Here is a 23,439-nt window from a genome sequence, read left to right as displayed (position 1 = left end):
TATCCACAGGCCACTTAGACTGGCGACCTGATGAGTGACCTCTCGTACGCCGAAGTGTCGGCCAAGCTCCAGGCCCGCTGGCCGGAGTCCAAGATCGACCCCACCCTGGACCGGGTCCGGCGGCTGGTCGAGCTGCTCGGCGACCCGCAGAAGACCTACCCGGTCGTGCACCTCACCGGGACCAACGGCAAGACCTCGACCGCGCGGATGGTGGACGCCCTGCTGCGCGAGGCCGGTCTGCGCACGGGCCGGTTCACCAGTCCGCACCTGGAGTCCGTCCGGGAGCGCATCACGCTGAACGGCGAGCCGATCGAGGAGCAGCGCTTCGTCGAGGTGTACGCCGAGATCGCGCCGTACGTCGATGTCGTCGACTCCGAGAACGAGCACCCGCTGTCGTTCTTCGAGGTGATGACCGCGATGGCGTTCGCGGCCTTCGCGGACGCACCCGTCGACGTGGCGATCGTCGAGGTCGGCCTCGGCGGCACCTGGGACTCCACGAATGTTGCCGACGGCATCGTTTCGGTGATCACCCCGGTCGCGGTCGACCACGCGCACATCCTCGGTCCCGATCCGGTCACCATCGCCAAGGACAAGGCCGGCATCATCAAGCCCGGCGGTACGGCGGTGATCTCGCAGCAGAGCCTCGAGGTGCTCGAGGTGCTGCAGCGCCGGGCCGCCGAGGTCGGCGCGCAGGTCGCCCGGGAGGGACTCGAGTTCGGTGTCACCAGCAGGACGGTCGCGGTCGGCGGCCAGCTGATCTCGATCCAGGGGCTCGGCGGCACGTACGAGGAGATCTTCCTGCCGCTGCACGGCGAGTACCAGGCGCACAACGCGGCCACTGCGCTCGCGGCAGTCGAGGCCCTGCTCGGCGCGACCGCACAGACCGAAGGCCGGATCGACAACGAGCTGGTCCAAGCCGGCTTCGCCGAGGCGACCAGCCCGGGGCGGCTCGAGGTCGTGCGCACCAGCCCGACGGTCATCGTGGACGCCGCGCACAACCCGCACGGCGCCGAGGCGACCGCGGCCGCGGTGACCGAGGCGTTCGCGTTCAACCCGCTGATCGGCGTACTGGGCTGTATGAAGGACAAGGACGTGTACGCCATCCTCGAGGCGTACGAACCGATCATGGAGACCGTCGTCTGCACCCGGAACTCGTTCGACCGGTCGATGCCGGCCGAGGAGCTGGGCGAGATCGCGGCCGAGGTGTTCGGCGAGGACCGGGTGCTGGTCCGGCCGAAGCTGATCGACGCGATCGACGACGCGATCCGGCTGGCCGAGGAGAACGCGATCGCGATGGGGACCGGCGGCGTACTGATCACCGGCAGCGTCATCACCGCCGGTGAGGCCCGGACGCTGCTGGTCCGCAAGCAGAAGGGCGCGCCCAACCCGTACGAGGCCGGGCGATGAGGTCACTCGCGTCGATCGTGCTCGGCTTCGAGGCACTCGTGCTGGCCCTCGTCACGCCGGTGATGATCTCGGTCGCCGACGTGAAGGCCAGTACTGCGCTCCCGGTCTGCCTCGGTCTGGCGCTGCTGGCCGTCGTCGCGGCCGGACTGCTGCGCAACCAGGTCGGCTACATTCTCGGCTGGGTGATCCAGGTCGCCGCGGTCGGGCTCGGCTTCGTCGTACCGGTGATGTTTCTGCTGGGCCTCGCGTTCGCCGGGTTCTGGGTGCTGGCGTACGTGCTCGGCAAGCGCATCGACGAAGCGAAGAAGGCACAGCAGGCCCAGGCCGGTTAGGCTCGGCCGCCGCAAGGTCAGCAAAGAACTGCCGCCCAAGTCGCAGTATCGAAGATGGAGAGAGTGGAGAAATGTCGCAGCGCACCCTGGTCCTGCTGAAGCCCGACACGGTACGCCGTGGCCTGGTCGGCGAGATCCTCGGCCGGTTCGAGGCGAAGGGCCTGAGCATCGTCGCGATGGACCTGCGCACGATCGACGGCGAGCTGGCCGACCAGCACTACGCCGAGCACGTCGAGCGGGACTTCTACCCGCCGCTGCGCGAGTTCGTCACCAGCGGTTCGCTGGTCGCCCTGGTGCTCGAGGGCGACGAGGCGGTCGAGGTGGTCCGTGGCCTGAACGGCGCGACCGACGGCCGGAAGGCGGCGCCCGGCACGATCCGCGGCGACCTGTCGCTGTCCAACCGCGAGAACCTCGTGCACGGCTCGGACTCGCCCGAGTCGGCCTCCCGTGAGATCAAGATCTGGTTCCCCGACCTGCCGTAGTCCAGGTGAGGTACTGCGCTCGGTCGGTCAGGAATCGATCGAGCGCAGTTTGCTGTCCACGATCTCGGCCGTGGGGTGGTTGAGCTCGGTCAGCAGGTCCAGGGCCAGCTCCCACCAACCGCCGGCCGATTCGAGGTCGCCGAGCTCGTGCTCGATGTCCCCGAGGTTCTGGAGCATCAGAGCCTGGTAGTAGAGGTCGTTGAGTTCCTGGTAGAGCTCCAGGGCCTTTCGATAACACTGTGCGGCCACTGCCAGGTTCCCAAGTCCACGGTGGGCGTAGCCGAGGTGGTCCCAGGTGGCAGCCTCACCGAGCTTGTGGTCGACCTCCTGGTAGAGCCGCTGGGCCTGAGTGCAGTACTCGACCGCCTGGTCGTACTCAGCGAACGTCGAAGCGTGCAGCCATCCGAGTGAGTTCAGTGCCAGTGCCTGCCCGGTTCGATGCCCGCTGGCCCTGAACAGCTCGGACGCGATCACGTCGTGGTCGTACGACTCCTTCAACCGCTCCTGCTGCGCAAGTACGAACGCCACAACCCGCTGGCACCACGCCTGCGCCACCTGATCACCAGACCGTACTGCGAGGTCCAATGCGGCCTCCGCCTCGCTCAGGGCTTCGTCCAGACGGCCCTGCCTCGCCAGAGCGTGCGCTCGATAGCGGTGTGCCATCACCTGACCCGGGAGGTCTCCGGACCGCCGGGACGCCTCGATGGCCGTCCGCATGACGTCGACCCAGGTGTTCCACAGTCCACGCCGTTCCAGGAAGCCCGTGATCGTCCGGGCGAGGTGTGTCGCGTGTCCGTCGAAGCCCTGCCGTGCGGCGTGCTCGATCAGCACGACCAGGTTGGGGTGCTCGGCTTCGAACCAGTCGAACGCCTCCTGATAGCCGCCGAAGCTCAGCACGTACGGCGATCCGGCCGTGGCAGGCAGTTCGTCGGGGTCGCGGTGCGGCCGTAGCCATTGGTCGCCTGCGTCCGCAGTACGCAGGTAGTGGTCGAGCAGTCGCCACAGGGCCTGGCGGCACTCCTGCTCCTTGTCGATGGAGCTGGCCAGCTCACCGGCGTACACGCGAAGGAGATCGTGGGAGGTGTACTGCTCGGGCGCCACCTGGCTCATCAGGTGAGCCCGCTCCAGCTCTGTAAGGGCGGCGCGGACCCGTTCCGGCGTAGTACCGGCAAGGGCTGCTGCTGCGGCGACGGGGAGGTGTGGGCCGGGGTGCAGACCGGACAGCCTGAAGACGCGGGCGGAGCTGCCGGTCGCCAACTGGTACGACCACGAGAACACCGCACGCAGGTCTGTCATCTGATCCTCACCGGTGAAGGCGTCCAAGCCTTGCTTCGTACGCCGTAAGTCCAACGCGACAGTTTCGAGCGGCCAGGTCGGGTGAGCCGCAGCGTGCGCCGCGACGAGCGACAGGGCTAGCGGCAGCCGCGCGGAGAGGGCTATGAGCGACTCGGCAGCCGCAGGCTCGGCGGCGACGCGTGCAGAGCCGAGTGCACCCACCATGAGCGAATGGGCTTGCTCCCAGTCCATCAGGTCCAGGGACACCGGCCGCGCGCCTTCGCTGGCCAGCAAGCCGGGCAGACGATTCCTGCTGGTCACCAGGACACGACAGCCTCGACCGCCAGGCAACAAGGGCCGCACCTGCTCGGCCGACCGAGCGTTGTCGAGCACGACCAACAGCCGCCGGTCCGCAAGGAGCGTCCGGTAGAGCGCAGCCTGAGCTGCCGCCCCGAACGGAATACGACCGGGCGCAGTCTGCAGCGCGTCAATAAACCCCCGTACTGCGTCCTCCGGCGACACCAGGTCGCCCGATGGGTCGAAGCCGCGCAGGTTGACATACAGCTGCCCGTCGGGGAACTCCGCAGCCACCCGCTCGCCCCACGCGACCGCCAACGCGGTCTTGCCGACTCCTGCGGTCCCGGAGATCACAGCGACCGATGCGGTTGGACCGATCGAGCCCAGTAGCGCCTGGTCCAGCTCAGCTAGCTCCCTGGTTCGTCCCACGAAACTGCGCCCGACAGAAGGCAGTTGGTGCGGTACAACGTCGCGAGAAGTCCGTACTGCGGCCGCTCGCGCATCCGTGGCGAGTACGGCCTGATGGAGGCGACGCAGAGCCGGTCCGGGATCCAGAACGAGTTCGTCAGCGAGTCTGCGGGACGCGTCGCTGTAGGTGGCCAGCGCATCGGCAGGGCGCTCGGCCCGGATCTGTGCCTCCATCAACAGCGCCCAGAGCGGCTCGCGCAGTGGATGCCGCTTGGTGAGACCGCTCAGCTCCGACATCACCTGGGCGTGTTCGCCCAGCTCGAGCCGTGCTCCCAAGAGCAGCTCTGTCGCGTGCAAGCGTTCCTCTGCCAGCACAGGCACGGCTTCTCGGATCAGTGCGCCGGCAGCCAGCCCGGCGAGCGGCTCACCGCGCCAGAGGCTCAGCGCCTCGGTGAGCAGGCGGGTGCGGTCGTGTGGATCGATCGTCGCCTGTGACGCCGAGACCAAGGCGCGGAACCGGGTCAGGTCGATCTGCTCGGGGTCCGCGCTGATCAGGTAGCCAGCCGGCTCGGTGCTGATGATCGGCGTACCGAGCATCGTCCGCAGCCGCGAGATGTAGGTCTGGAGGGCTGACCGCGGACGTGCGGGCAGGTCGTCCTCCCACAGGGTGTCGACCAGCGCCTGGGCGCCCACCACGCGGTTGGGTTGCAGCAGGAGTGCGGCCAGCAGTACCCGCAACCTGTTCGCGGCGAGCTCGATCCGGCGGCCGGAGTCGTCGAGGACCTCCACCGGACCCAGCAGCCGAAACTCCATGGGCCATTGTCACCGGGAAAAGGCGACTGTGCCCCGGTTCCGCGTGAAAGCGCGGCGAAAGCGCGGTGAAGGGACGCCGGGTCAAGCTTGCCGACGCGGGGCGAGTGACGAAGTCCGGCGTACCCGGACCGGCCTCCGCCACACCGTGGGAGGAGCAGTGCTCGCCCGTCAGGGGAGGGGCGAGCTCTGGGGGCGAGTGGTGCCGCTGCACGGGCAGCAGCGGTACCACTCGATACTCCTCACCCGGGCATCGCCAGCAGTGAGACGCCCGATACGATCAGTGCTGGGCAGACGGGGACGTGTCGGTCCCTCGGTGGCGCCGGCTGCGCGCTTAGCCTGAGATCTACGAGCAGCAGGAGGCGCCTGCGATGGCGAACAGCATGCTCGGCCGCGACATGGCGGTCGACCTCGGCACGGCAAACACCCTCGTCTACGTCCGGGGGCGCGGCGTCGTCCTCAACGAGCCCTCGGTGGTCGCCACCCGGACCGACGAACCGCGCGAGGCGGTCGCGTTCGGGCACGAGGCGAAGAAGATGATCGGCCGTACGCCGGGCAACATCACCGCGATCCGGCCGCTCAAGGACGGCGTGATCGCCGACTTCGACGCCGCCGAGCAGATGCTGCGCTACTTCATCCAGCGGGTGCACCGGCGCCGGTACTTCGCCAAACCGCGGATCGTGGTCTGCGTGCCGTCCGGGATCACCGCCGTCGAGCAGCGCGCGGTCCGCGACGCCGGCTACATGGCCGGGGCCCGCAAGGTCTACATCATCGAGGAGCCGATGGCCGCGGCACTCGGGTCCAACCTCGAGGTCCGCGACGCCACCGGCAACATGGTGGTCGACATCGGCGGTGGGACCACCGAGGTCGCGGTGATCTCGTTCGGCGGGATCGTCACGTCGCAGTCCATCCGGGTGGCCGGCGACGCGATCGACAAGGCGGTCGTGAACTACTGCAAGAAGGAGTACTCGCTGATGCTCGGCGAGGCCACCTCCGAGCAGATCAAGATGACCATCGGGTCGGCGTACCCGTCCTCGGACGGCCCGGATTCGGAGATCCGCGGCCGCGACATGGTCTCCGGGCTGCCGCGGACCGTGAAGGTGTCGTCGGCCGCCATCAGGCAGGCGATCGAGGAGCCGATCACGGCGATCGTCGACGCGGTCAAGGCGACGCTCGACAAGACCCCGCCGGAGCTGGCCGGCGACATCGTCGACCGGGGCATCGTGCTGACCGGTGGCGGCGCGCTGCTGAAAGGGATGGACGAGCGGCTCCGGCACGAGACCGGCATCCCGATCCACGTCGCCGACAACCCGCTGGACGCCGTCGTGCTGGGCGCCGGCAAGTGCGTCGACAACATCGAGACCCTGAACCGCATCCTCGTCACCGACCGCCGCTGAACCGGTACTGCGCATGCTCAAAGACCTCGGTACTCCGGCCAGGGGCCTGGTCAGGTCGGCCGGCCTGCCGCGCGAGATCCGCCGCCGCCGGGCCATCCTGGCGCTGGTGATCCTCGCCTCGTTCACGCTGATCGTGCTCGACGCGCGCCGCTCGGCAGGTTCCCCGGTCGAGCCGCTTCGCCATGGCGCGGCGGCTGTCTTCGGTCCGCTGGAGTCGGCCGGGACGTCGGCCCGGCAGCCTGTGGACAACCTGCGGGACCGGTTCGCCGAAGTGGATAGGTTGAAAGCTGAGAACGAAAAACTCCAAGCGGACAACGAGAAACTGACCACCGAGCTGCGATCCACCGACTACGCCCGCAACCGGGCCGCGGAGCTGGACCGGCTGCTCAAGGTCGCCCCGACCTACACGATCACGCCGGCCCGGGTGATCGGGATCGGGGGAGCGCAGAGCTTCAACCACACACTGACCATCGACGCCGGAACAGCGGACGGGGTGAGACCGGACATGACAGTACTGAACGGGGACGGCCTCGTCGGCCGCGTCGTCCGGACGACGCAGGGCACGGCGACCGTGCTGCTGATCGGCGATCGCGAGTCGACCGTCGGCGGCCGGCTGAACTCGACGATGGCGCTCGGGTTCGTCTCCGGCCGCGGCGACGTCGCCGGTTCGCTGGACTACAAACTGGTCGACCTGCGGGCCCGGCCCAAGGTCGGCGACCGGATCGTCACCTGGGGTTCGAGCGGCAACGCGCCGTACGTGCCGGGCGTCCCGATCGGCGAGATCACCACCGTCACGCCGAACCAGGGGACCCTCGGCTCGACCGCGGTGGTGAAACCGTTCGTCGACCCGACCCGGATCGACCTGGTCGGCGTGGTGACCGGGCCGCCGGCCCGGCCGCCGCGCGGCACGGTGCCGCCCGAGAAGGGCGGGGGCTGACATGACCTCGCTCCGGATCGCGGTCGCGGCGGTCTTCCTGCTGATCGCCGTCACCGTGCAGACCTCGGTGCTGCCGCAGTTGGCGGTCGCCGGAGTCACCTGCGACCTGGTGATGATCGTGGTCGTCGCGCTCGGCCTGGCGCGTGGTCCCGAGTGGGGCGCGATCGCCGGCTTCACCGGCGGCCTCCTGCTCGACATCGCACCACCTGCTGACCACACCGCCGGGCGCTGGGCGCTCGCGCTGGCTCTGGCGGGCTACATCGCGGGCATGATCCGGCGCGAGGCGTCGGCCGGGCCGGTGGGTCCGCTCGGGGTGGCGCTGACTGTCGTGCTGGCTGCAGCTGTGTCCCTCGTCGTGTACTGCGCGACCGGCTCCCTGCTGCACGATCCGTCCGTCGACTGGGGCCAGTTCGGCGTCCGGCTCGGCATCTCCGCGGGCTACGACGTGGTCGGCGCGATCGTGGTGATCCCGCTGGTGCTGTGGGTGATGCGCCGGTTCGTCCCGGTCCGCGAGCGTCGTCGGGTGCTGCCATGAGTTTCGACAGCTTCAACCCAGCTCCGCTGAAGCCACGGCTGCGCCTGTTCGTGATCGGCGTGCTGGTCTTCTCGCTGCTCAGCACGCTGCTGGCCCGGCTCGTGTACATGCAGGTGCTCTCGTCGGCCGACTACTCCCAGGCCGCCACCGAGAATCACACCCGCGAGGTCCTCATCCCGGCGCCGCGCGGGACGATCGTCGACGCGGCCGGCCGGACCCTGGTCGGCAACAGGGTGTCGCTGGTGATCACGGTCGACCGGTCCGTGCTGGCGAAGCTGCCCGACGAGCAGCAGCAGGCGATGCTGGTCAGGCTGGCGAAGGTGCTCGGCCAGAAACCTGCCGACTTGAAGGCCCGCACGATGCTCTGCGGTGAGCCCGGCGCCTCGAAGCCGCCGGCCTGCTGGAACGGCACGCCGTACCAGCCGATCCCGGTCGCGAAGGACGTCAGCGAGCAGGTCGCGATCGAGGTGATGGAGCGCCGCGAGGACTTCCCCGGCGTGGCGGCCGACTCGACCGCACTGCGCGCCTACCCGGCGCCGTACGGCGTGAATGCCGCGCACATGCTCGGCTACCTCTCGCCGATCACCACGACCGAGCTGGATGCGCTCGACAACGCCGGCCAGGACTCGGTCGGGCACCGGTCGGATCTGGTCGGCCGGGCCGGGCTCGAGCGCACGTACGACGCGATGCTGCGCGGGTCCCCAGGAGTCAAGAACGTCATCGTCGACGCGGTCGGTTACACCACCGGGGTGCAGAGCCAGACCGCGCCGGTGCCGGGATCGACGCTGGTGACGAGCATCGACGCCCGGATCCAGGCATCGGTCGAGAAGGAGCTCCGCGGCGCGATCATGACCGCGCGGAAGCAGTTCGACCCGGTGACCAAGCGCAAGTACGTGGCCGACTCCGGCGCGGCCGTGGTGATGGACACCAAGACCGGCCAGATCGTCGCGATGGCCAGCTACCCGACGTACGACCCCGGTGTCTGGGTCGGCGGCATCTCCCAACGCGAGCTGGACGCCCTGTACTCACCAGGTTCCGGTACGCCGCTGTTGTCGCGGGCGTTGCAGGGACAGCTCGCGCCCGGGTCGACCTTCAAGCCGATCACCACCGCGGCGGCGATGGCCAATGGCTACAGCACCAGGTCAAGGCTGGACTGCTCCTCGAACTTCGTCGTCGGCAACCGCAAGTTCAAGAACTACGAGTCCGCCTCCTACGGGATGATCGGCTTCGACCAGGCGCTGGCGATCTCCTGTGACACGTTCTTCTACCGGATCGCCTACGACCTGTGGCTCAAGGAGGGCGGGCAGTCCGGCAATCTTGACGCCCACGATCCGATCGTCGAGATGGCGAAGAAGTTCGGCCTCGGCCGGCCGACCGGGATCGACCTGCCCGGCGAGGTCTCCGGCCGGATCGCCGACCGGACCTGGAAGAAGGAGTACTACGACGCGCAGAAGGACTACTACTGCAAGCTCGCCGACAACCCGCCGGCCGGGACGTCGAGCTTCCTGAAGCAGTTCTCCCGGGAGTTCTGTGTGGACGGCTACCGCTACCGGGCCGGCGACGCGGTCAACTTCGCGATCGGTCAGGGCGACACCACGCTGACTCCGTTGCAGTTGGCAACGGCCTACTCGGCGCTGTCGAACGGCGGCATCCTGTGGGAGCCGCGGGTGGCGAAGAAGGTCATCGGCCCGAACGGCAAGGCGAAGGTGATCCCGGCCAAGATCGCCGGCCGGCTCCCGGTCCCGGCCGCCACGCTGCACTACATCGACAAGGCCCTGAAGGAGACTCCGCGGACCGGAACGGCGGCCTGGAAGTTCGTCGGCTTCCCGCTGGACCAGGTGCCGGTCCGTGCCAAGACCGGGACGGCCGAGGTCTACGGCAAGCAGACGACGTCCTGGCTGGCCAGTTACACCGACCGGTATGCCGTCGTGATGATGCTCAGCCAGGCCGGTACCGGCTCGGGCGCCGGCGGAACCGCCGTACGGCACATCTACGAGACGCTCTACAACATCAAGCCCGCCGCGCCACCGGCGAAGAAGGCCGGGCAGCGATGAGTTTGCTGACGATGTCGCGCGGGGTGCGGCCGCGGATGGACCGGCGGTCGGCGCTGTGGCACGCCGACTGGGTGCTCGTCATCGGCGTGCTCGCGCTGGCGGCGATCGGCAGCCTGCTGATCTGGTCGGCCACTTACCACCGCCCCTCGCTCAACGGCGGCAACCCCCACGAGTTCTTGGTCCGGCACGCGCTCAACTTCGTCATCGGCCTGGTGCTCGCCGTCGGCGCCGCGCTGACAGACCACCGCCGGGTCCGCATCCTGGCCCCGGTTCTGTACGCCGGGTCGGTGGTCGGGCTGATTCTCGTGCTGGTGCCCGGCGTCGGCGCGGTGATCAACGGATCCCGGTCGTGGATCCAGTTGCCGTGGATGTCGGTGCAGCCGAGCGAGTTCGCGAAGCTCGCGGTGATCGTCGGGATGGCGCTGCTGATCGCCGAGAAGGGCGAGACCAACCACCGGGAGAACGCCCGCACGATCGACATCCTCCAGGCGATCGCGGTGGCCGCCGTGCCGGTCATGCTGGTGATGCTGCAACCCGACCTCGGCACCGTGATGGTGCTCGGCTCGATCGTGTTCGGGATCATCGCCGTCTCCGGCGTCCCGAAGCGGTGGATGCTCGGCATCGTCACCGCGGCGACGGTGGTCGCGGTGCTGGCGATCCAGTTCAACGTGCTGAAGAAGTACCAGTTGGCGCGGTTCGCCGCGTTCGCCGACCCGTCGCAGGATCCGCAGGGCATCGGCTACAACGTCGCCCAGGCGCGGATCGCGATCGGCAACGGCGGCGTCTTCGGCCAGGGGCTGTTCCACGGCTCGCAGACGCAGAACGCCTTCGTGCCCGAGCAGCACACCGACTTCGTCTTCACCGTCGCCGGGGAAGAGCTCGGGTTGATCGGGGCCGGCGCCATCATCGTCTTGTTCGCGCTGATCCTCTGGCGCGGCCTGCGAATCGCCGTCAACGCCCGCGACGCCTTCGGCCGGCTGATCGCCACCGGCATCGTCTGCTGGTTCGCCTTCCAGGCCTTCGAAAACATCGGCATGACCCTCGGCATCATGCCGGTCACCGGCCTCCCGCTCCCCTTCGTCTCCTACGGCGGCTCCTCCATGTTCGCCGGCCTCCTGGCCATCGGCCTCCTCCAAAACATCCACCTCCGCACCCACGAGGTCTGACCTCCGCCATTCCAGGCCGACGGTCCTCCACCGGATTCGTGAGAGGTGGGGGGCAGCGGGGGACTTCGCGCGGCTGGGTGACGATTGGGAGTCGGAGGTGGGGCGGGCGGTGCGGCTGGGGGCGGATCGCGGGGGTGGGTTGTAGGCTGCAGCGGTTCTGGTTCGGGTCGGCCCTGGAAGGGACCATGTCGAAAATCGTCTCGTTGTCGCTCGCCGCGCTGGTGACTGTCTCGCTCGTCTCCTGTGGGGGCGACAAGAAGACTGGTACGCCGGCTCCTTCGGTGACCCCCTCGGCGTCGACCTCCAGCACGCCGGTCACGTCGAGTACGCCGACCGTCGCTCCTACGACCAGCGAGCAGCCGGTGCAGCGGACCAAGGCTCAGCTGACCAGGGCGCTGCTGGTGCTGGCGGATCTGCCCAGCGGGTTGTCGGTCGTTCCGGAAGATCCGTCGGACGCTGGGCTCAAGCCGTTCTCGTCCAAGGACGCCAAGTGCAAGACGCTCGTGCAGTACCTGAACGCTGACGCCGCACCCGGTTCGACGGCGAGTGTGTCCCGGTCGTTCTCGGCCGGGCAGGAGGGGCCGGACATCGACTACGGTCTGGACGCGATGGGTGAGGCGAAGAAGGTGGCCGCGCTGCAGTCGGCGTACAAGGCCGCGGTGAACTCCTGCCGGAAGGTCACGCTGAAGGTTCCCGGTCAGGGCACCTCGTCGATGGGGGTGGAGGAGATCTCCGCGCCCAAGCTCGGCGAGCACCCGTTCGCGTTCCGGATGACCGGTCTGAGTGGACCGCAGGAGGGGAGCGAGGCCACGGCGGCCCTTGCCGGGGTGAACGACGTGATCCTCTCCGTCTTCATCTACGCGGGCCAGCCCGGCGAGCTCGACGGCGCGATGAAGCTGGCCGTCGACAAGGCCAAGAAGGTCCTCGGTACGAAGAGCGGCACCTGACCCACCGCGCGGAAGCATCACCGGCGCAGACGGCGGACATCAGCGCGGCCGACGCGGAAGCAGCAGTACCGCCGCCGGTCGGAACAAGCTCCCGCGACCCGCGAAGTTGTGGGTGGTGCCGAAGGTGATCGGGGTCACATCCCGGGTTGTCACGCCCGCGGGTGCCTGGGCCGTCGTGGTGGCATGACCAAGAGAATTTCGTGGGCCGAGTTGGTGCCGGACGGTTATCAGGCTGTGCTCGGGCTCGAGAAGTACACCTCGTCGAAGGTCGAGCCGACGGTGCTGAAGTTGGTGAAGATCCGGGCGTCCATGACGAACGGCTGTGCCTTCTGCATCGACATGCACACCGAGCAGGCGCTCAAGCGGGGCGAGACCACGCGCCGCCTCATGGGTCTCGCCGCCTGGTACGAGTCGACCCTCTACGACGAGCGGGAGCGGGCCGCGCTCGCCTTGACCGACGCGGTGACCACCCTGGGCGAGCACGGCGTACCGGATGACGTGTGGGACGACGCGGTGAAGCACTGGGGCGAAGAGGGGACGGCAGACCTGCTCCTCGCGATTGCGACCATCAACGTGTGGAACAGGATGATGGTCGCGTGCCGGATACCGGCCTGAGCGTCGACGAGTTCGTTCAGCACCGACAGTTCCTGGCGGGACTGGCGTACCGGATGCTGGGGAGCTGGCACGACGCGGAGGACGTGCTGCAGGAGGCGTACGTCCGCTGGGCCGGCGTCGATCACGACAGCGTGGCCGAGCCGCGTCGCTACCTCACCAGGGTGGTGACGCGGCTCGCTGTCGATTCACTGCGCGCTCGGCAGGCTCGCCGCGAGAGCTACGCCGGTGACTGGCTCCCCGAGCCCGCCCTGTCCGATCCACACAGTGCAGTCGAGTCAGATCTCTCCATGGCGATGCTGCACCTCATGGAGCAGCTCACCCCGCCACAGCGCGCTGTCTACGTACTACGAACCGCCTTCGTCCTCCCGTACGACGAGATCGCGGGGATCCTGGGCAGAACCGCAGAGGACTGCAGGCAGCTCCACAAGCGCGCTGCCGCTGCCTTGGAGAAGGGCCGGTCGCGCTTCGAGCCGACCAGGGCCGAGCAGCAACGACTGCTCGAAGACTTCGTCGCTGCCGCCCGCGAAGGCGACCTGCCCAGACTGCAGGCGATGCTGCGCGACGACGTCACCGCGTGGAGCGACGGTGGCGGCAAGGTGCCGACGGCTCGCAAGCCGATCCGCGGCAGCGAGAAGGTGGCGCACTACTTCACCCACGTGTACTCGCGGCGCAAGCGGTTCATCCAGACCCCGGTCGACCTGGTCACCGGGCCGGCGATCTACCTGCAGCTCGACCGCACGCGGCACCTGCTGACCCTGCAGGTCGAGGCCGGCCAGGTGGTCGGCGTACGGGTGGTGGCGAACCCGGAGAAGCTGTCAGCGCTCGGGTAGCGGCATGACCGTCGTACGCCGGTGGTGTTCGAACACGACCGAGCTGCGGATGTCGCCGATCTCCTGACGCTTGGCCAGGTCGAGCACGAAGTCTCGCAGCGCAGCCGTGTCCTTCACGGCCACATGGGCGAGGAAGTCGGAGGCGCCCGACACCATGAACATCGCGAGCGTTTGCGGCAGGCCCTGCACGTAGTCCTGGAAGGTGGTGGCGACCGCCATCGCCTGCGGCCTGAGCTTGATCGAGATGATCGCCTGGGTCGACCGGTCGATCGCCTGCAGGTCGACCTCCGCGTGGTACCCGCTGATCACCCCGCGGTCGCGCAGCCCGCGGACTCGCTCCAGGCACGTCGACGGGGCGATGCCGAGCTCGGCCGCCATCTCCCGGTTGGTGCGGCGCGCGTCATTCTGCAGCAGCCGCAGCAGCGCCGTATCAAGTTCGTCCATGTCCGCCAGTTTGGCAGATCCGCCGAATTCTGTTCGGTGACCAGGAAATTCCGGCGCGCATCTGCCTACTCTTCAGCTCGTCGAACCGTGCACAAAGGAGAGAAATGCTGGCGAACAAGATGGTCGTGGTGATCGCCGACGAGGCGCCGGCCGGCGTCGCGCTGAACACTGCCGCGCTGCTCGGCGTCGCCCTCGGCCACCATCACGACGAGGTCGTCGGCGCGGACACCGTCGATGGCTCCGGCGGCGTCCACACCGGGATGTGCGCCCACCCGATCCCCGTACTACGAGCAGCCGCCGAGCGACTCCATGAGCTCCGGACCCAGGCCGTGGCTCGCGACGGCGTGACCGTGCACGACATGAACCAGGTGGCGCAGAGGTCCCGCACGTACGACCAGATGTCCGCAACCATCAGCGGAACCAAAGCCGAGGACCTCGAATACCTGGGCCTCGCCCTCTACGGACCCCGCGCCACGATCGACTCGCTGACCGGCGCCCTCGCCCTCTACCGCTAGCCCAGCCCCGGCGAACCTCGCGGCCGAAGCCGAGGTCGAAGCCGAAGCCGAACCTCGCGGCCGAAGCGGAGGCCGAACCTCGAAGCCGAAGCTAGATCGTCAGCTCGAGTTGGCCGACCGGCCGGCCGCCACCGAGCACCGGCACTCTCAGCAGGGAGTCGGCCGCCGAGATGTCGACCCCGCACTTGGCGAGCAGGGTCAGGCCGAGAGCGGTGGTGGCGCGCGGGTTCCCGTCGATCACCTTCACCGCGACCGCGTGCCCATCCGGCGCGGCCATGCCGATCACACCCTCGGCGCCACCCTTCGCGATGACGCCGGGGAGCAGGCGCATCACCTCGCTGTTCAGATGGCCTTGCCCGCCGACGAGGTACGGGTGCCGCCGCATCCCCGTCGCCACGCGGTTGTCCGGCGTACCAGCTGGGGCTGTCGCGAGGCGGCCGAAGGCGCGGGCCAGGCCGTCGAGTGGCATGCCGAGCAGCGGGGCGCCGCAACCGTCGACAGTGACGATGCCGGTCGCCGCGCCGGTGAGGCGTTCGATCTCACCGGCGATCACCCGCTGCACGGGGGAATCGGCATCCAGGTAGGCCGAAGAATTATTGCCCATAGCAACTGTTGCCATCAGCATCGCCGCATGTTTGCCGGAGCAGTTCATCCTGACCTTCTCCGGTTCGATGCCCTCAGCAATCAAACGGAACCGGGTCGGCTCGTCCTCAGGCCGATCCGGCGGGCACCCCAGCGCATCGCGGCCCAGCTCGACAGACGCCAGCATCCGATCCACCAGCGTGACGTGCCGATCCTCACCCGTATGGCTACCGGCCGCGATGGCCGCCTCCTCGTCCTCCAGCTCGGCCCCGGCCGCGATGCTCCCGACCGCCTGGAGCGGCTTGGCCGTTGACCGGGGCAACACGACCGCGTCGACCTGCCCCGCGGCGTACACCGGCATCCCGTCCGGATCCAGCGCCACGGCCAGCCCGAAGTGCCGGCTCTCGACGAACCCGTTCCGCACCACCTCGGCCAGCTCGACGACCTGACCCAGCCCGGGGACACCGTTGCTCATGGGCGCAGGCTAACAACGTCCGTAGGGTAGGAATCATGCGACTCGACTATCAGGTGAGTGGACCGGAGAAGGCACCCGTCGTCCTGCTCGGCTCGTCGCTCGGGGCGACGCGGGCGATGTGGGCGCCACAACTCGAAACCCTGTCGGAGCGGTTCCGGGTGGTCGCCTTCGACCATCGCGGGCACGGCGGATCCGAGGCGCCACCCGGCCCGTACTCGATCGAGGACCTCGGCGGTGACGTGGTCGAGCTCCTGAACGAGCTGCTGGTGGAACAGGCGGCGTACGTCGGGATCTCGCTCGGCGGCGCCGTCGGACTCTGGCTGGCCGAGAACGCGCCCGACCGGTTCAGCCGGTTCGCGCTGCTCTGCCCACCGGCGTATCCGGCGGCGGGCGCGCAGATGTGGACCGACCGGGCGGCCCAGGTCCGCGCCGAAGGCACCAAGGCCATCACCGAGGCGACCCTGAAGCGGTGGTTCCTGCCGGAGTACGCCGAGGCGCACGCCGACGAGGTCGAACTGATCCGCCAGCAACTCCTCAATACCTCGGACGAGGGGTACGCCGCCTGCTGCGAGGCACTCGGCGCGCTGGACCTCCGCGAGAAGCTCGGGGACATCACCGCTCCCGTCCTCCTGGTCACTGCCGAGTCGGACACCTCGATCCCGCCGGAAACCGTCGTCCCGCTCGCCTCACAGATCCCCGGCGCCCACCTCGAGATCATCCCGGACGCCGCCCATCTGGTGACCTACAGCCACCCGGACATCATCAACCCGCTGCTCCTCGCCCATCTGACCTGACCGGCAGAGCAGATTCAGCCGTCCCGCAATGATGGGCACAGGGGAGAGCGGAGTTAGGCTGGTAGGCGCTTTGACCTCGAGCTGGAAGTTCTGTGATGACTGTTGAGTCCTTGTTCCCCCGCCTGGAGTCGCTGCTGCCCACCGTGCAGAAGCCCATCCAGTACGTCGGAGGTGAGCTCAACTCGGTCAGCAAGGACTGGGACTCGGTCAGTGTCCGCTGGGCACTGATGTACCCGGACGCGTACGAGGTCGGCCTGCCGAACCAGGGCGTCCAGATCCTGTACGAAGTACTGAACGAGCGCGAGCACACGCTCGCCGAGCGCACGTACGCCGTCTGGCCGGACATGGAGAACGTCATGCGGGAGCACAAGATCCCGCAGTTCACGCTGGACAGCCACCGGCCGGTCCGGGCGTTCGACGTGTTCGGGATGTCGTTGTCGACCGAGCTCGGCTACACGAACATGCTCAACGCGATCGACCTGGCCGGGATCCCGCTGTACGCCGTGGACCGGACCGACGAGGACCCGATCGTGCTCGTCGGCGGCCACAGCGCCTTCAACCCCGAGCCGATCGCCGACTTCATCGACGCCGCGGTGCTCGGTGACGGCGAGGAGATCGTGCTCGCGGTCTCCGAGGTGATCCGGGAGTGGAAGGAAGAGGGGCAGCCGGGCGGTCGCGACGAGGTGCTGCTGCGGCTGGCGAAGTCGGGCGGCGTCTACATCCCGAAGTTCTTCACGGTCGACTACCTCGAGGACGGCCGGATCAAGCGGGTCGCCCCGAACAAGCCCGGCGTACCGTGGCGCACTGCCAAGCACACGGTGATGGACCTCGACGCCTGGCCGTACCCGAAGAAGCCGCTGGTGCCGCTGGCCGAGACCGTACACGAGCGGTACTCCGTGGAGATCTTCCGCGGCTGTACTCGCGGCTGCCGGTTCTGCCAGGCCGGGATGATCACCCGGCCGGTCCGCGAGCGCAGCATCACCACCATCGGCGACATGGTCGAGAACGGCCTCAAGCAGTCCGGTTTCGAAGAGGTCGGCCTGCTCAGCCTGAGCTCCGCCGACCACAGCGAGATCGCCGAGGTGGCCAAGGGCCTGGGCGACCGGTACGAGGGCAGCAACGTCTCGCTGTCGTTGCCGTCGACAAGGGTCGACGCGTTCAACATCACGCTGGCCAACGAGTTCTCCCGCAACGGCCGGCGCAGCGGCCTGACCTTCGCCCCCGAGGGCGGCTCGGACCGGATGCGCAAGGTGATCAACAAGATGGTCAGCGAGGAGGACCTGATCCGCACGGTCGCGGCGGCGTACAGCCACGGCTGGCGGCAGGTGAAGCTGTACTTCATGTGCGGTCTGCCGACCGAGACCGACGAGGACGTGCTCGCGATCGCCGATCTGGCCAAGCGGGTGATCGCGACCGGCCGCGAGGTGACCGGGCGCAACGACATCCGTTGCACCGTGTCGATCGGCGGGTTCGTGCCGAAGCCACACACCCCGTTCCAGTGGGCCTCGCAGCTCGGCGTCGAGGAGACCGACGCGCGGCTGGCGAAGCTGAACTCCGCGATCCGCTCGGACAAGAAGTACGCGAAGGCGATCGGCTTCCGGTACCACGACGGCAAGCCGGGCATCATCGAGGGCCTGCTGTCCCGCGGTGACCGCCGGGTCGGCCGGATCATCGAGCAGGTCTGGCGCGACGGCGGCCGGTTCGACGGCTGGAGCGAGCACTTCTCGTACGACCGCTGGATCGCCGCCGCCGACCAGGCGCTGGCCGGCGAGCCGGTGGACCTGGCCTGGTACACCACCCGCGAACGCGAGTACGCCGAGGTGCTGCCGTGGGACCACCTGGACTCCGGGCTCGACCGCGAGTGGCTCTGGGAGGACTGGCAGGACGCCCTCGAGGAGGACGGCGCGATCGAGGTCGAGGACTGCCGCTGGACCCCGTGCTTCGACTGCGGCGTCTGCCCGCAGATGGGCACCGAGATCCAGATCGGCCCCACCGGCAAGAAGCTGCTACCGCTGTCCGTGGTCTAGCGAACCGTCAGCCGCAGCGTCGCGGCAAACGACGTGGACGACGTTCCGACGTGCAGATCGAAGTCACCCGGCTCGACAACCAGCGAACCGGCAGCGTTCACCAGAGCTAGATCCTCAGCCCGTACTACGAGGCGCACGGTGGCCTTGGCTCCCGGCTCCAGCGTGACCATCTGTGCGCCCTTCAGCTGGATCTCCGGCAGTGCGACCGATGCCGTCACATCGGTCACGTACAACTGCACGACCTCGGTGCCGGCACGCTTTCCGCTGTTGGTGACCTCAACCTGTACTTCGGTCTGCGCCGACCGGTTGATGCGGGCGGTGGTCAACTGAGGTTTGCCCCAGGAGAAGGTCGTGTAGCTGAGCCCGAACCCGAAGGGATACAACGGTGACCCGGGCAGGTCGACATACCCCTCAGAGTGGAACCGCGAGCCTTTCTGGTTGTAGTACATCGGCAACTGCCCGACGCTGCGAGGGAAGGTCACCGGCAGCCGGCCGCCGGGCTCGGCTACCCCGAACAGAACGTCGGCGACGGCCTGACCCCCTTGCTCACCTGGAAGCCAGGCCTCCAGAGTCGCCGGGACGTGCTCGGCCGCCCAGCGCACCGACAGCGCCCGCCCGTTCACCAGGACGAGCACGACCGGGGTCCCGGTCGCAGACACCGCTTCGAGCAGTTCCTGCTGTACACCGGACAGGTCGAGACTGGAGACGTCGGCGAGTTCACCGTTCGTCCGTGCCCCGAGATAGCCGCCTTTGGTCTCCTCGCCCAGGACGACGATCGCCAGCTCGGACTGCTTCGCAGCCTTGACCGCCGCGGCGAACCCGGACCGATCGTCGCCGGTCACCTCGCAGCCCTTCGCGTAGCTGATCGACCGCGAGCCCGCGACGGCCCTGATCCCGGCCAGGATCGACGGTACGTCGTGCAACTGCGGAGCGGCCGCGTAGTCCCCGAGCAGGTTCTGCGCATCGTCCGCATTTGGTCCGATCACGGCAAGACGCCGTACGCCGGGCTTGATCGGTAGCAGGCCGCCCTCGTTCCGGAGCAGGACCATCGACTCGCGCGCCACCCGGGCGGCAATCGCACGATGCGACGGCTGGTTGACGATCCGCTGCGCCCGCTCGGCGTCGACGTACGGATGGTCGAACAGCCCGAGGACCTGCTTGAGGGCGAGCACGCGCGTCACCGCTCGGTCGAGCAACCGCTCGGACACCAGGCCGCGATCGATCGCGGTCTTCAGCGACTGCAGATAGGCATCGCGCCAGCCCACGTTGATGTCCAGCCCCGCCTTCAGGGCCAGGGCGCCCGCCTCGACGTCGTCGGCGGCGACGCGATCGCGGGTCAGCCCGTCGAACCCGATCCCGATCACCGCGCCGGCGAACCCGAGTTCCTCGCGCAGAAGCCCGGTCAGGTACTTCGGGGAGCCGTGCACCGAGATCCCGTCGATCACCTGTTCGCTCGCCTCCGTCATCAGCGCACCGGCTGAGAAACCGGCCCGCCAGGGTGGGAGGTGGACGGACCGGAGTTCGCGCTCGCCGAGTTCGACGGCCGACCCTTCCAGGCCGCCGATGTTCGGCGACTCGAGCGGGAACGTGCACAGGGAGGCGATCACCGCATCGTCCGCGCGCAGGTCGTCACCCTGCAACGCGGGAACCAGCGACGCGACGTACTGGCTGGTGAGCCAGGGATCCTCGCTGAACGACCAGATCGCCCGGCCGTAGCGGGGATCGCGGGTGAGTTCGGCCATCACCGTGCTGACGGCGTGGATGCCGACAGCGCGGGCCTCGGTGGCGACCACGCTGTAGACCTCACCGATCAGCGCAGGATTCCAGGTCGCGCCGAGGCCGAGCCCTTCGGGGAACACGGTCGAGCCGGGACCGACCGAGCCGTGCGTGCCCTCGCTGACCTGCAGCAACGGGATGCCGAGTTCGGTGCCGAGGGCAATCTTCTGCAGCGCGTTGTGCCGGAGTGCCTGCTCGCGCGGGGTCTTCGCGTCGGGCAGCGGGAAGGATCCGAACACCGACTCGTTCACCAGGCCGAAGAAGCCACCGCCGGGACCGAGTTTCAGGCGACCGACCTGGACGCCGCCCCGGACGTACTTCTCCTGGTTCGCCGGTGTCCCGGTCGGATCGGTCGAGTCGTCGCCGTGCAGGAACTGCGGCAGGACCAACGGGATGTTCACCTGGGCGATCTTGTCGGCCAGCGACATCCGGCTCAGGAGCTGCTTGATCCGCGCCGCGTCGACGCCGTGGGGGAGCGGGTTCGATGACCGAGCAGCCTGGGCGCCCTCGGCGCCGCCGGCCGCCGCGACGACAGCGAGGGAGGACGCGACGAATCCACGCCGACTGAGTGATGGAGGCATGCGACGAAGTCTGCCGAGCGGTCTACACCATCGCGTCCCACCGACGACTCACTTCACCCGACGATCGGTGGACCCTGTCATCAGCTTTTGGTCGACGAAACTGTCAGGAGGACCTCGCTGAGGGGCAGGTCCGCTGCGCTGCCCAGCACCAGGTCGGCATGCCCCACGGCCTCGGCCGCGACGAACGGGTTGGGGATCGCGACCGTCCACATCCCCGCGGAAGCTGCGGCGGCCGTGCCGTGGGCGGTGTCCTCGACGGCGACTGCCTGCTCGCCCTTCAGCCCGAGCCGCTGCAGCGCGAGTTGGTAGATCTCCGGGTCCGGCTTGTGCCGCGACACCTGGTCGCCGGTCACGACGAGGTCGAACAGGTCGAGCGCGCCGACCCGGGTCAGATGGCCGGCCACCCAGTCGCGGTCCGAGCTGCTGGCGATCGCGACGCGGAGGCCGCCTGATCGGGCCTCCGCGATCCAGTCGCGGATCCCCGGCAGGAAGTCCAGTTCGCGGTGCAGATCGTCGCGGTACGCCCTTCGCCGCGCCACACTCTCGTCCCGATCGAACGACGGGCCGACCGCCTCGGCGAGCTGGGCGAGGTGCGACTCGAAGGTGTCACCGCCGTGACCCGGCCAGAACCCGTCGTCCAGATCCAGCTCGAGCCCGTGATGCCGCCACTCCGCCTGCCAGCTCGCGACCAGCGTCGTCTCGGTGTCCATCAGCAGCCCGTCGAAATCGAACACCACCGCTTCGATCAGCACGTGCACGAGTCGCGCCAGCAGCCGATGAACCTCGCCCGCCGTCAGCCCCAGCCAACCGAGGTACGCGCGAATCCCGCCGTACTGCGAATCCACGTGCGCCAGCGAGTCGAGAATCGTCTCGGGCATCGTCCGGCGGAACGGGTCACCGTCCTGCAGGCCGAGTCGTACTTCGCTCACCGCATAGTCGGCCGCGATCACGTCCCGCGGCACCCCGGCCAGCTCGAGCAGCAACGCGATCAACAGGCCGGTCCGGTCCTTGCCGGCCTGGCAGTGCACCACGACCGGCAGGCCGACCGGGGCCTCAGCCACGGCACGTAGTACCTGCACGATCTGTGCACGATTCCGCCCGAGGCTGCCGCGGTACACCTCGGCGAGATCGGGCGTCGGCACGAACTCCTGATCGCGGACCGGATCGATCCAGGGGATGTGCCGGTACGCCGGATCGCCGGCCAGCGGGTGGGGCTCGGAGAGCTCCCAGTCCGACCGGAGATCGAGCACGAGGCCGGGTCCGAGCTCGGCAACGGCGGCTCGCCCCGCGTCGTCGAGCAGGTGCAGCGAGTCGGTCCGGATCACCGCTCCCGCCCGCGTCCGCCCGCCGTACCGCGTCGGCAGCCCCCCGACATCCCGGGCATTAGAACAACCACTCCAGTCCAGGTGAGTCACCCCCGCTAGCCTATTACGCCTCCGAGGGTCTCGTAGTCCGACCAGGTGTCGCCGGTCCAGGACTTGTGGTGGAGGGCGGAGTCCGGGCCGGTGACGAAGACGTCCAGGCGGTCGGGGCCCCAGGCAACCACCGGGCCCGCGACGATCGGGCGGCGCACGGTGGCGGTGGCGGGGAGCAGCCAGCCGGCCAGTGCGGCGGCGTTCATCCGGAGGATCTCCGCCGCCAGCGACCAGTCCAGGAAGTCGAGGGTGTCGTTGGCCGAATGGATGTGCCCGTTCGCACTGTCCGCGCCCTCGATGGTCAGCACGGCAGGGATCGCCGCGTTGATGAACGGCACATGGTCGCTGGCAAAGGGATTCAGCGAGGTCTCGACCTGGAGTCCCGTGTAGGTCGCCGCCGCGGCCGCCAGCTCCGAGATCTGCCCGGACGAGACAGGGGCGCCTTCCAGCAGCACGGTCGGTGTGGCGGAGTTCCTGGACGCGATCATGTCCAGGTTGAGGACGGCGCGAATCCTCGCCCGCTCGGCAGCCGGCAGCGCGGCGACGTACTGCTTGCTGCCGAACAACCCCTCCTCCTCACCGCCGAAGAGGATCAGCCGTACGTCGTGTTGCCAACCCTGGCCGGCGAGCAGCCGCCCGAGTTCCAGTACGCCGGCCGAGCCGCTCGCGTTGTCGTCGGCGCCGGGCGCGTTACCGGCCGGCCCGCCGGCGAGGTTGATCGAGTCCAGGTGCGCGGTGATCACCACCAACCCTCGCGAACCCGGCCCCAGCCCGGGACGGTCGCCGATCAGGTTCTCCGAGCGCCCGGCTCCCACGGTGATCGGCAACCGCGTCGTTTTGTAGCCCAGAGCAACCATTCTGGCTTCGGCGAAGTCCACGGCGGCGGTGAACGACGCGCTCAGCGAGTGCCGGGTGGGCAGGCTGGCCAGCCAGGTGAGATCCGCCTCGTACGACGTCGGCGAAAGCCGGTCGAGCAGGTTCGTGACGGTCGGGTCGACCCGGGCTGCCTTCGGTGCGGCGACCTCGACGTAGCTCCCCGGCTGGAGCGGCTCGATCCGCCAGCAGTGGTTCGATCTCTTCCGCGGCTTGTCGGCGGTCGAGATGACCAGGTGCCGGCCGTGATCGAGCAGCGGCACCACTTCGGGGTACTCGTCCTGGAAGCTCCGGCCGACCTGGGTGACGACCAGCAGGCCGGGTGCGGTCCGCGAACCCCGGCCGAGCCGCTCACCGGCCGGGACCCACAGGATCGCCTGGTCGCCGAACCGTGCTGACGAGGCGCCCTCGACGTTTTCGCCGGTCGCGACGACGTGATAGCGGACTGGTGGTCTCGTAGACATG

20 protein-coding genes are annotated in these 23,439 nt (G+C 68.8%); 14 read left to right on the top strand and 6 right to left on the bottom strand.

The features are described 5' to 3' along the window. Positions 1-30 precede the first annotated feature (30 nt). The 3 genes from EV138_RS05830 to ndk all read left to right on the top strand — a co-directional run bounded on the left by EV138_RS05830 (position 31) and on the right by ndk (position 2,221). Complete coding sequence (locus EV138_RS05830) at positions 31-1,407, top strand: bifunctional folylpolyglutamate synthase/dihydrofolate synthase (protein WP_133977395.1); 1,377 nt, start codon at positions 31-33, stop codon at positions 1,405-1,407. After that, entirely contained in the window at positions 1,404-1,739 is a 336-nt protein-coding gene (locus tag EV138_RS05825; RefSeq protein WP_133977394.1) for a DUF4233 domain-containing protein, read from the top strand. Before EV138_RS05830 ends, EV138_RS05825 begins: the two co-directional genes overlap by 4 nt. A gap of 71 nt (positions 1,740-1,810) precedes the next feature. Continuing rightward, entirely contained in the window at positions 1,811-2,221 is a 411-nt protein-coding gene (gene ndk / locus EV138_RS05820) for a nucleoside-diphosphate kinase (protein ID WP_133977393.1), read from the top strand. Between the two features lie 27 nt (positions 2,222-2,248). On the opposite strand, the gene EV138_RS05815 is transcribed toward ndk, so the two are convergent. Beyond that, complete coding sequence (locus tag EV138_RS05815; RefSeq protein WP_133977392.1) at positions 2,249-5,014, bottom strand: AfsR/SARP family transcriptional regulator; 2,766 nt, start codon at positions 5,012-5,014, stop codon at positions 2,249-2,251. 368 nt (positions 5,015-5,382) lie between these two features. On the opposite strand from EV138_RS05815, the gene EV138_RS05810 reads away from it, so the two are divergent. The 8 genes from EV138_RS05810 (at position 5,383) to sigJ (ending at position 13,492) form a co-directional block, all read left to right on the top strand. After that, positions 5,383-6,408 (top strand): rod shape-determining protein, encoded by a 1,026-nt coding sequence (locus EV138_RS05810; RefSeq protein ID WP_112245873.1) that lies wholly within the window; start codon positions 5,383-5,385, stop codon positions 6,406-6,408. 13 nt (positions 6,409-6,421) lie between these two features. After that, positions 6,422-7,345 carry a rod shape-determining protein MreC gene (mreC, locus tag EV138_RS05805; protein WP_133977391.1) on the top strand — a complete coding sequence of 308 codons (924 nt, stop codon included), beginning with the start codon at positions 6,422-6,424 and terminating at the stop codon, positions 7,343-7,345. Position 7,346: 1 nt separating this feature from the next. Beyond that, positions 7,347-7,880: a rod shape-determining protein MreD gene (mreD, locus tag EV138_RS05800; protein ID WP_133977390.1), complete on the top strand. Its 534-nt coding sequence runs from the start codon at positions 7,347-7,349 to the stop codon at positions 7,878-7,880. Further along, complete coding sequence (mrdA, locus tag EV138_RS05795; RefSeq protein ID WP_133977389.1) at positions 7,877-9,934, top strand: penicillin-binding protein 2; 2,058 nt, start codon at positions 7,877-7,879, stop codon at positions 9,932-9,934. The genes mreD and mrdA overlap by 4 nt, the downstream gene beginning before the upstream one ends. Next, positions 9,931-11,100: a rod shape-determining protein RodA gene (gene rodA, locus EV138_RS05790; RefSeq protein WP_133977388.1), complete on the top strand. Its 1,170-nt coding sequence runs from the start codon at positions 9,931-9,933 to the stop codon at positions 11,098-11,100. The genes mrdA and rodA overlap by 4 nt, the downstream gene beginning before the upstream one ends. A gap of 185 nt (positions 11,101-11,285) precedes the next feature. Beyond that, positions 11,286-12,047 carry a hypothetical protein gene (locus EV138_RS05785; RefSeq protein ID WP_133977387.1) on the top strand — a complete coding sequence of 254 codons (762 nt, stop codon included), beginning with the start codon at positions 11,286-11,288 and terminating at the stop codon, positions 12,045-12,047. A 183-nt stretch (positions 12,048-12,230) separates the two neighbouring features. Continuing rightward, positions 12,231-12,662, top strand: coding sequence for a carboxymuconolactone decarboxylase family protein (locus tag EV138_RS05780; protein ID WP_133977386.1), 432 nt, complete (start codon positions 12,231-12,233; stop codon positions 12,660-12,662). Then, complete coding sequence (gene sigJ / locus EV138_RS05775) at positions 12,644-13,492, top strand: RNA polymerase sigma factor SigJ (RefSeq protein ID WP_133977385.1); 849 nt, start codon at positions 12,644-12,646, stop codon at positions 13,490-13,492. Before EV138_RS05780 ends, sigJ begins: the two co-directional genes overlap by 19 nt. Here the strand turns inward: sigJ and EV138_RS05770 are convergent. Beyond that, positions 13,478-13,936, bottom strand: coding sequence for an Lrp/AsnC family transcriptional regulator (locus EV138_RS05770; protein WP_133977384.1), 459 nt, complete (start codon positions 13,934-13,936; stop codon positions 13,478-13,480). The two genes, sigJ and EV138_RS05770, sit on opposite strands and share 15 nt — an antisense overlap. A gap of 104 nt (positions 13,937-14,040) precedes the next feature. On the opposite strand from EV138_RS05770, the gene EV138_RS05765 reads away from it, so the two are divergent. Then, positions 14,041-14,451: a DUF2000 domain-containing protein gene (locus EV138_RS05765; RefSeq protein WP_133977383.1), complete on the top strand. Its 411-nt coding sequence runs from the start codon at positions 14,041-14,043 to the stop codon at positions 14,449-14,451. Between the two features lie 91 nt (positions 14,452-14,542). On the opposite strand, the gene EV138_RS05760 is transcribed toward EV138_RS05765, so the two are convergent. Further along, positions 14,543-15,508, bottom strand: coding sequence for an asparaginase (locus EV138_RS05760; RefSeq protein WP_133977382.1), 966 nt, complete (start codon positions 15,506-15,508; stop codon positions 14,543-14,545). A gap of 35 nt (positions 15,509-15,543) precedes the next feature. Here EV138_RS05760 and pcaD point away from each other — a divergent pair, with 35 nt between their 5' ends. After that, the gene (gene pcaD, locus EV138_RS05755) at positions 15,544-16,302 is read left to right on the top strand and encodes a 3-oxoadipate enol-lactonase (RefSeq protein WP_133977381.1); all 759 of its coding nucleotides are present in this window, start codon (positions 15,544-15,546) and stop codon (positions 16,300-16,302) included. 95 nt (positions 16,303-16,397) lie between these two features. Further along, positions 16,398-18,329, top strand: coding sequence for a TIGR03960 family B12-binding radical SAM protein (locus EV138_RS05750; protein ID WP_133977380.1), 1,932 nt, complete (start codon positions 16,398-16,400; stop codon positions 18,327-18,329). Here EV138_RS05750 and EV138_RS05745 read toward each other — a convergent pair. From EV138_RS05745 to EV138_RS05730, 3 genes are all read right to left on the bottom strand, one after another. After that, on the bottom strand, positions 18,326-20,686 hold the full coding sequence (locus EV138_RS05745) for a glycoside hydrolase family 3 C-terminal domain-containing protein (RefSeq protein ID WP_133977379.1): 2,361 nt from the start codon (positions 20,684-20,686) through the stop codon (positions 18,326-18,328). The two genes, EV138_RS05750 and EV138_RS05745, sit on opposite strands and share 4 nt — an antisense overlap. A gap of 80 nt (positions 20,687-20,766) precedes the next feature. Continuing rightward, a complete protein-coding gene (locus tag EV138_RS37585) occupies positions 20,767-22,101 on the bottom strand; it encodes an HAD-IA family hydrolase (RefSeq protein ID WP_202866627.1) in 1,335 nt (444 codons plus the stop codon). A 5-nt stretch (positions 22,102-22,106) separates the two neighbouring features. Next, on the bottom strand, positions 22,107-23,438 hold the full coding sequence (locus EV138_RS05730; protein WP_133977378.1) for a M28 family metallopeptidase: 1,332 nt from the start codon (positions 23,436-23,438) through the stop codon (positions 22,107-22,109). Position 23,439: the final 1 nt, after the last annotated feature.

It is taken from the genome of Kribbella voronezhensis (assembly GCF_004365175.1).
GTDB lineage: Bacteria > Actinomycetota > Actinomycetes > Propionibacteriales > Kribbellaceae > Kribbella > Kribbella voronezhensis.
Note: the sequence above shows the minus strand (reverse complement) of the source record. Positions and strands in the feature narration are given on the sequence as shown.

What these genes read in the sequence shown, in the direction of transcription:
- EV138_RS05830 (WP_133977395.1), top strand. Translation starts at nt 31, where the DNA reads ATGAGTGACCTCTCGTACGCCGAAGTGTCGGCCAAGCTCCAGGCCCGC.
- EV138_RS05825 (WP_133977394.1), top strand. Translation starts at nt 1,404, where the DNA reads ATGAGGTCACTCGCGTCGATCGTGCTCGGCTTCGAGGCACTCGTGCTG.
- ndk (WP_133977393.1), top strand. Translation starts at nt 1,811, where the DNA reads ATGTCGCAGCGCACCCTGGTCCTGCTGAAGCCCGACACGGTACGCCGT.
- EV138_RS05815 (WP_133977392.1), bottom strand. Translation starts at nt 5,014, where the DNA reads ATGGAGTTTCGGCTGCTGGGTCCGGTGGAGGTCCTCGACGACTCCGGC.
- EV138_RS05810 (WP_112245873.1), top strand. Translation starts at nt 5,383, where the DNA reads ATGGCGAACAGCATGCTCGGCCGCGACATGGCGGTCGACCTCGGCACG.
- mreC (WP_133977391.1), top strand. Translation starts at nt 6,422, where the DNA reads ATGCTCAAAGACCTCGGTACTCCGGCCAGGGGCCTGGTCAGGTCGGCC.
- mreD (WP_133977390.1), top strand. Translation starts at nt 7,347, where the DNA reads ATGACCTCGCTCCGGATCGCGGTCGCGGCGGTCTTCCTGCTGATCGCC.
- mrdA (WP_133977389.1), top strand. Translation starts at nt 7,877, where the DNA reads ATGAGTTTCGACAGCTTCAACCCAGCTCCGCTGAAGCCACGGCTGCGC.
- rodA (WP_133977388.1), top strand. Translation starts at nt 9,931, where the DNA reads ATGAGTTTGCTGACGATGTCGCGCGGGGTGCGGCCGCGGATGGACCGG.
- EV138_RS05785 (WP_133977387.1), top strand. Translation starts at nt 11,286, where the DNA reads ATGTCGAAAATCGTCTCGTTGTCGCTCGCCGCGCTGGTGACTGTCTCG.
- EV138_RS05780 (WP_133977386.1), top strand. Translation starts at nt 12,231, where the DNA reads ATGACCAAGAGAATTTCGTGGGCCGAGTTGGTGCCGGACGGTTATCAG.
- EV138_RS05770 (WP_133977384.1), bottom strand. Translation starts at nt 13,936, where the DNA reads ATGGACGAACTTGATACGGCGCTGCTGCGGCTGCTGCAGAATGACGCG.
- EV138_RS05765 (WP_133977383.1), top strand. Translation starts at nt 14,041, where the DNA reads ATGCTGGCGAACAAGATGGTCGTGGTGATCGCCGACGAGGCGCCGGCC.
- EV138_RS05760 (WP_133977382.1), bottom strand. Translation starts at nt 15,508, where the DNA reads ATGAGCAACGGTGTCCCCGGGCTGGGTCAGGTCGTCGAGCTGGCCGAG.
- pcaD (WP_133977381.1), top strand. Translation starts at nt 15,544, where the DNA reads ATGCGACTCGACTATCAGGTGAGTGGACCGGAGAAGGCACCCGTCGTC.
- EV138_RS05750 (WP_133977380.1), top strand. Translation starts at nt 16,398, where the DNA reads ATGACTGTTGAGTCCTTGTTCCCCCGCCTGGAGTCGCTGCTGCCCACC.
- EV138_RS05745 (WP_133977379.1), bottom strand. Translation starts at nt 20,686, where the DNA reads ATGCCTCCATCACTCAGTCGGCGTGGATTCGTCGCGTCCTCCCTCGCT.
- EV138_RS05730 (WP_133977378.1), bottom strand. Translation starts at nt 23,438, where the DNA reads ATGTCTACGAGACCACCAGTCCGCTATCACGTCGTCGCGACCGGCGAA.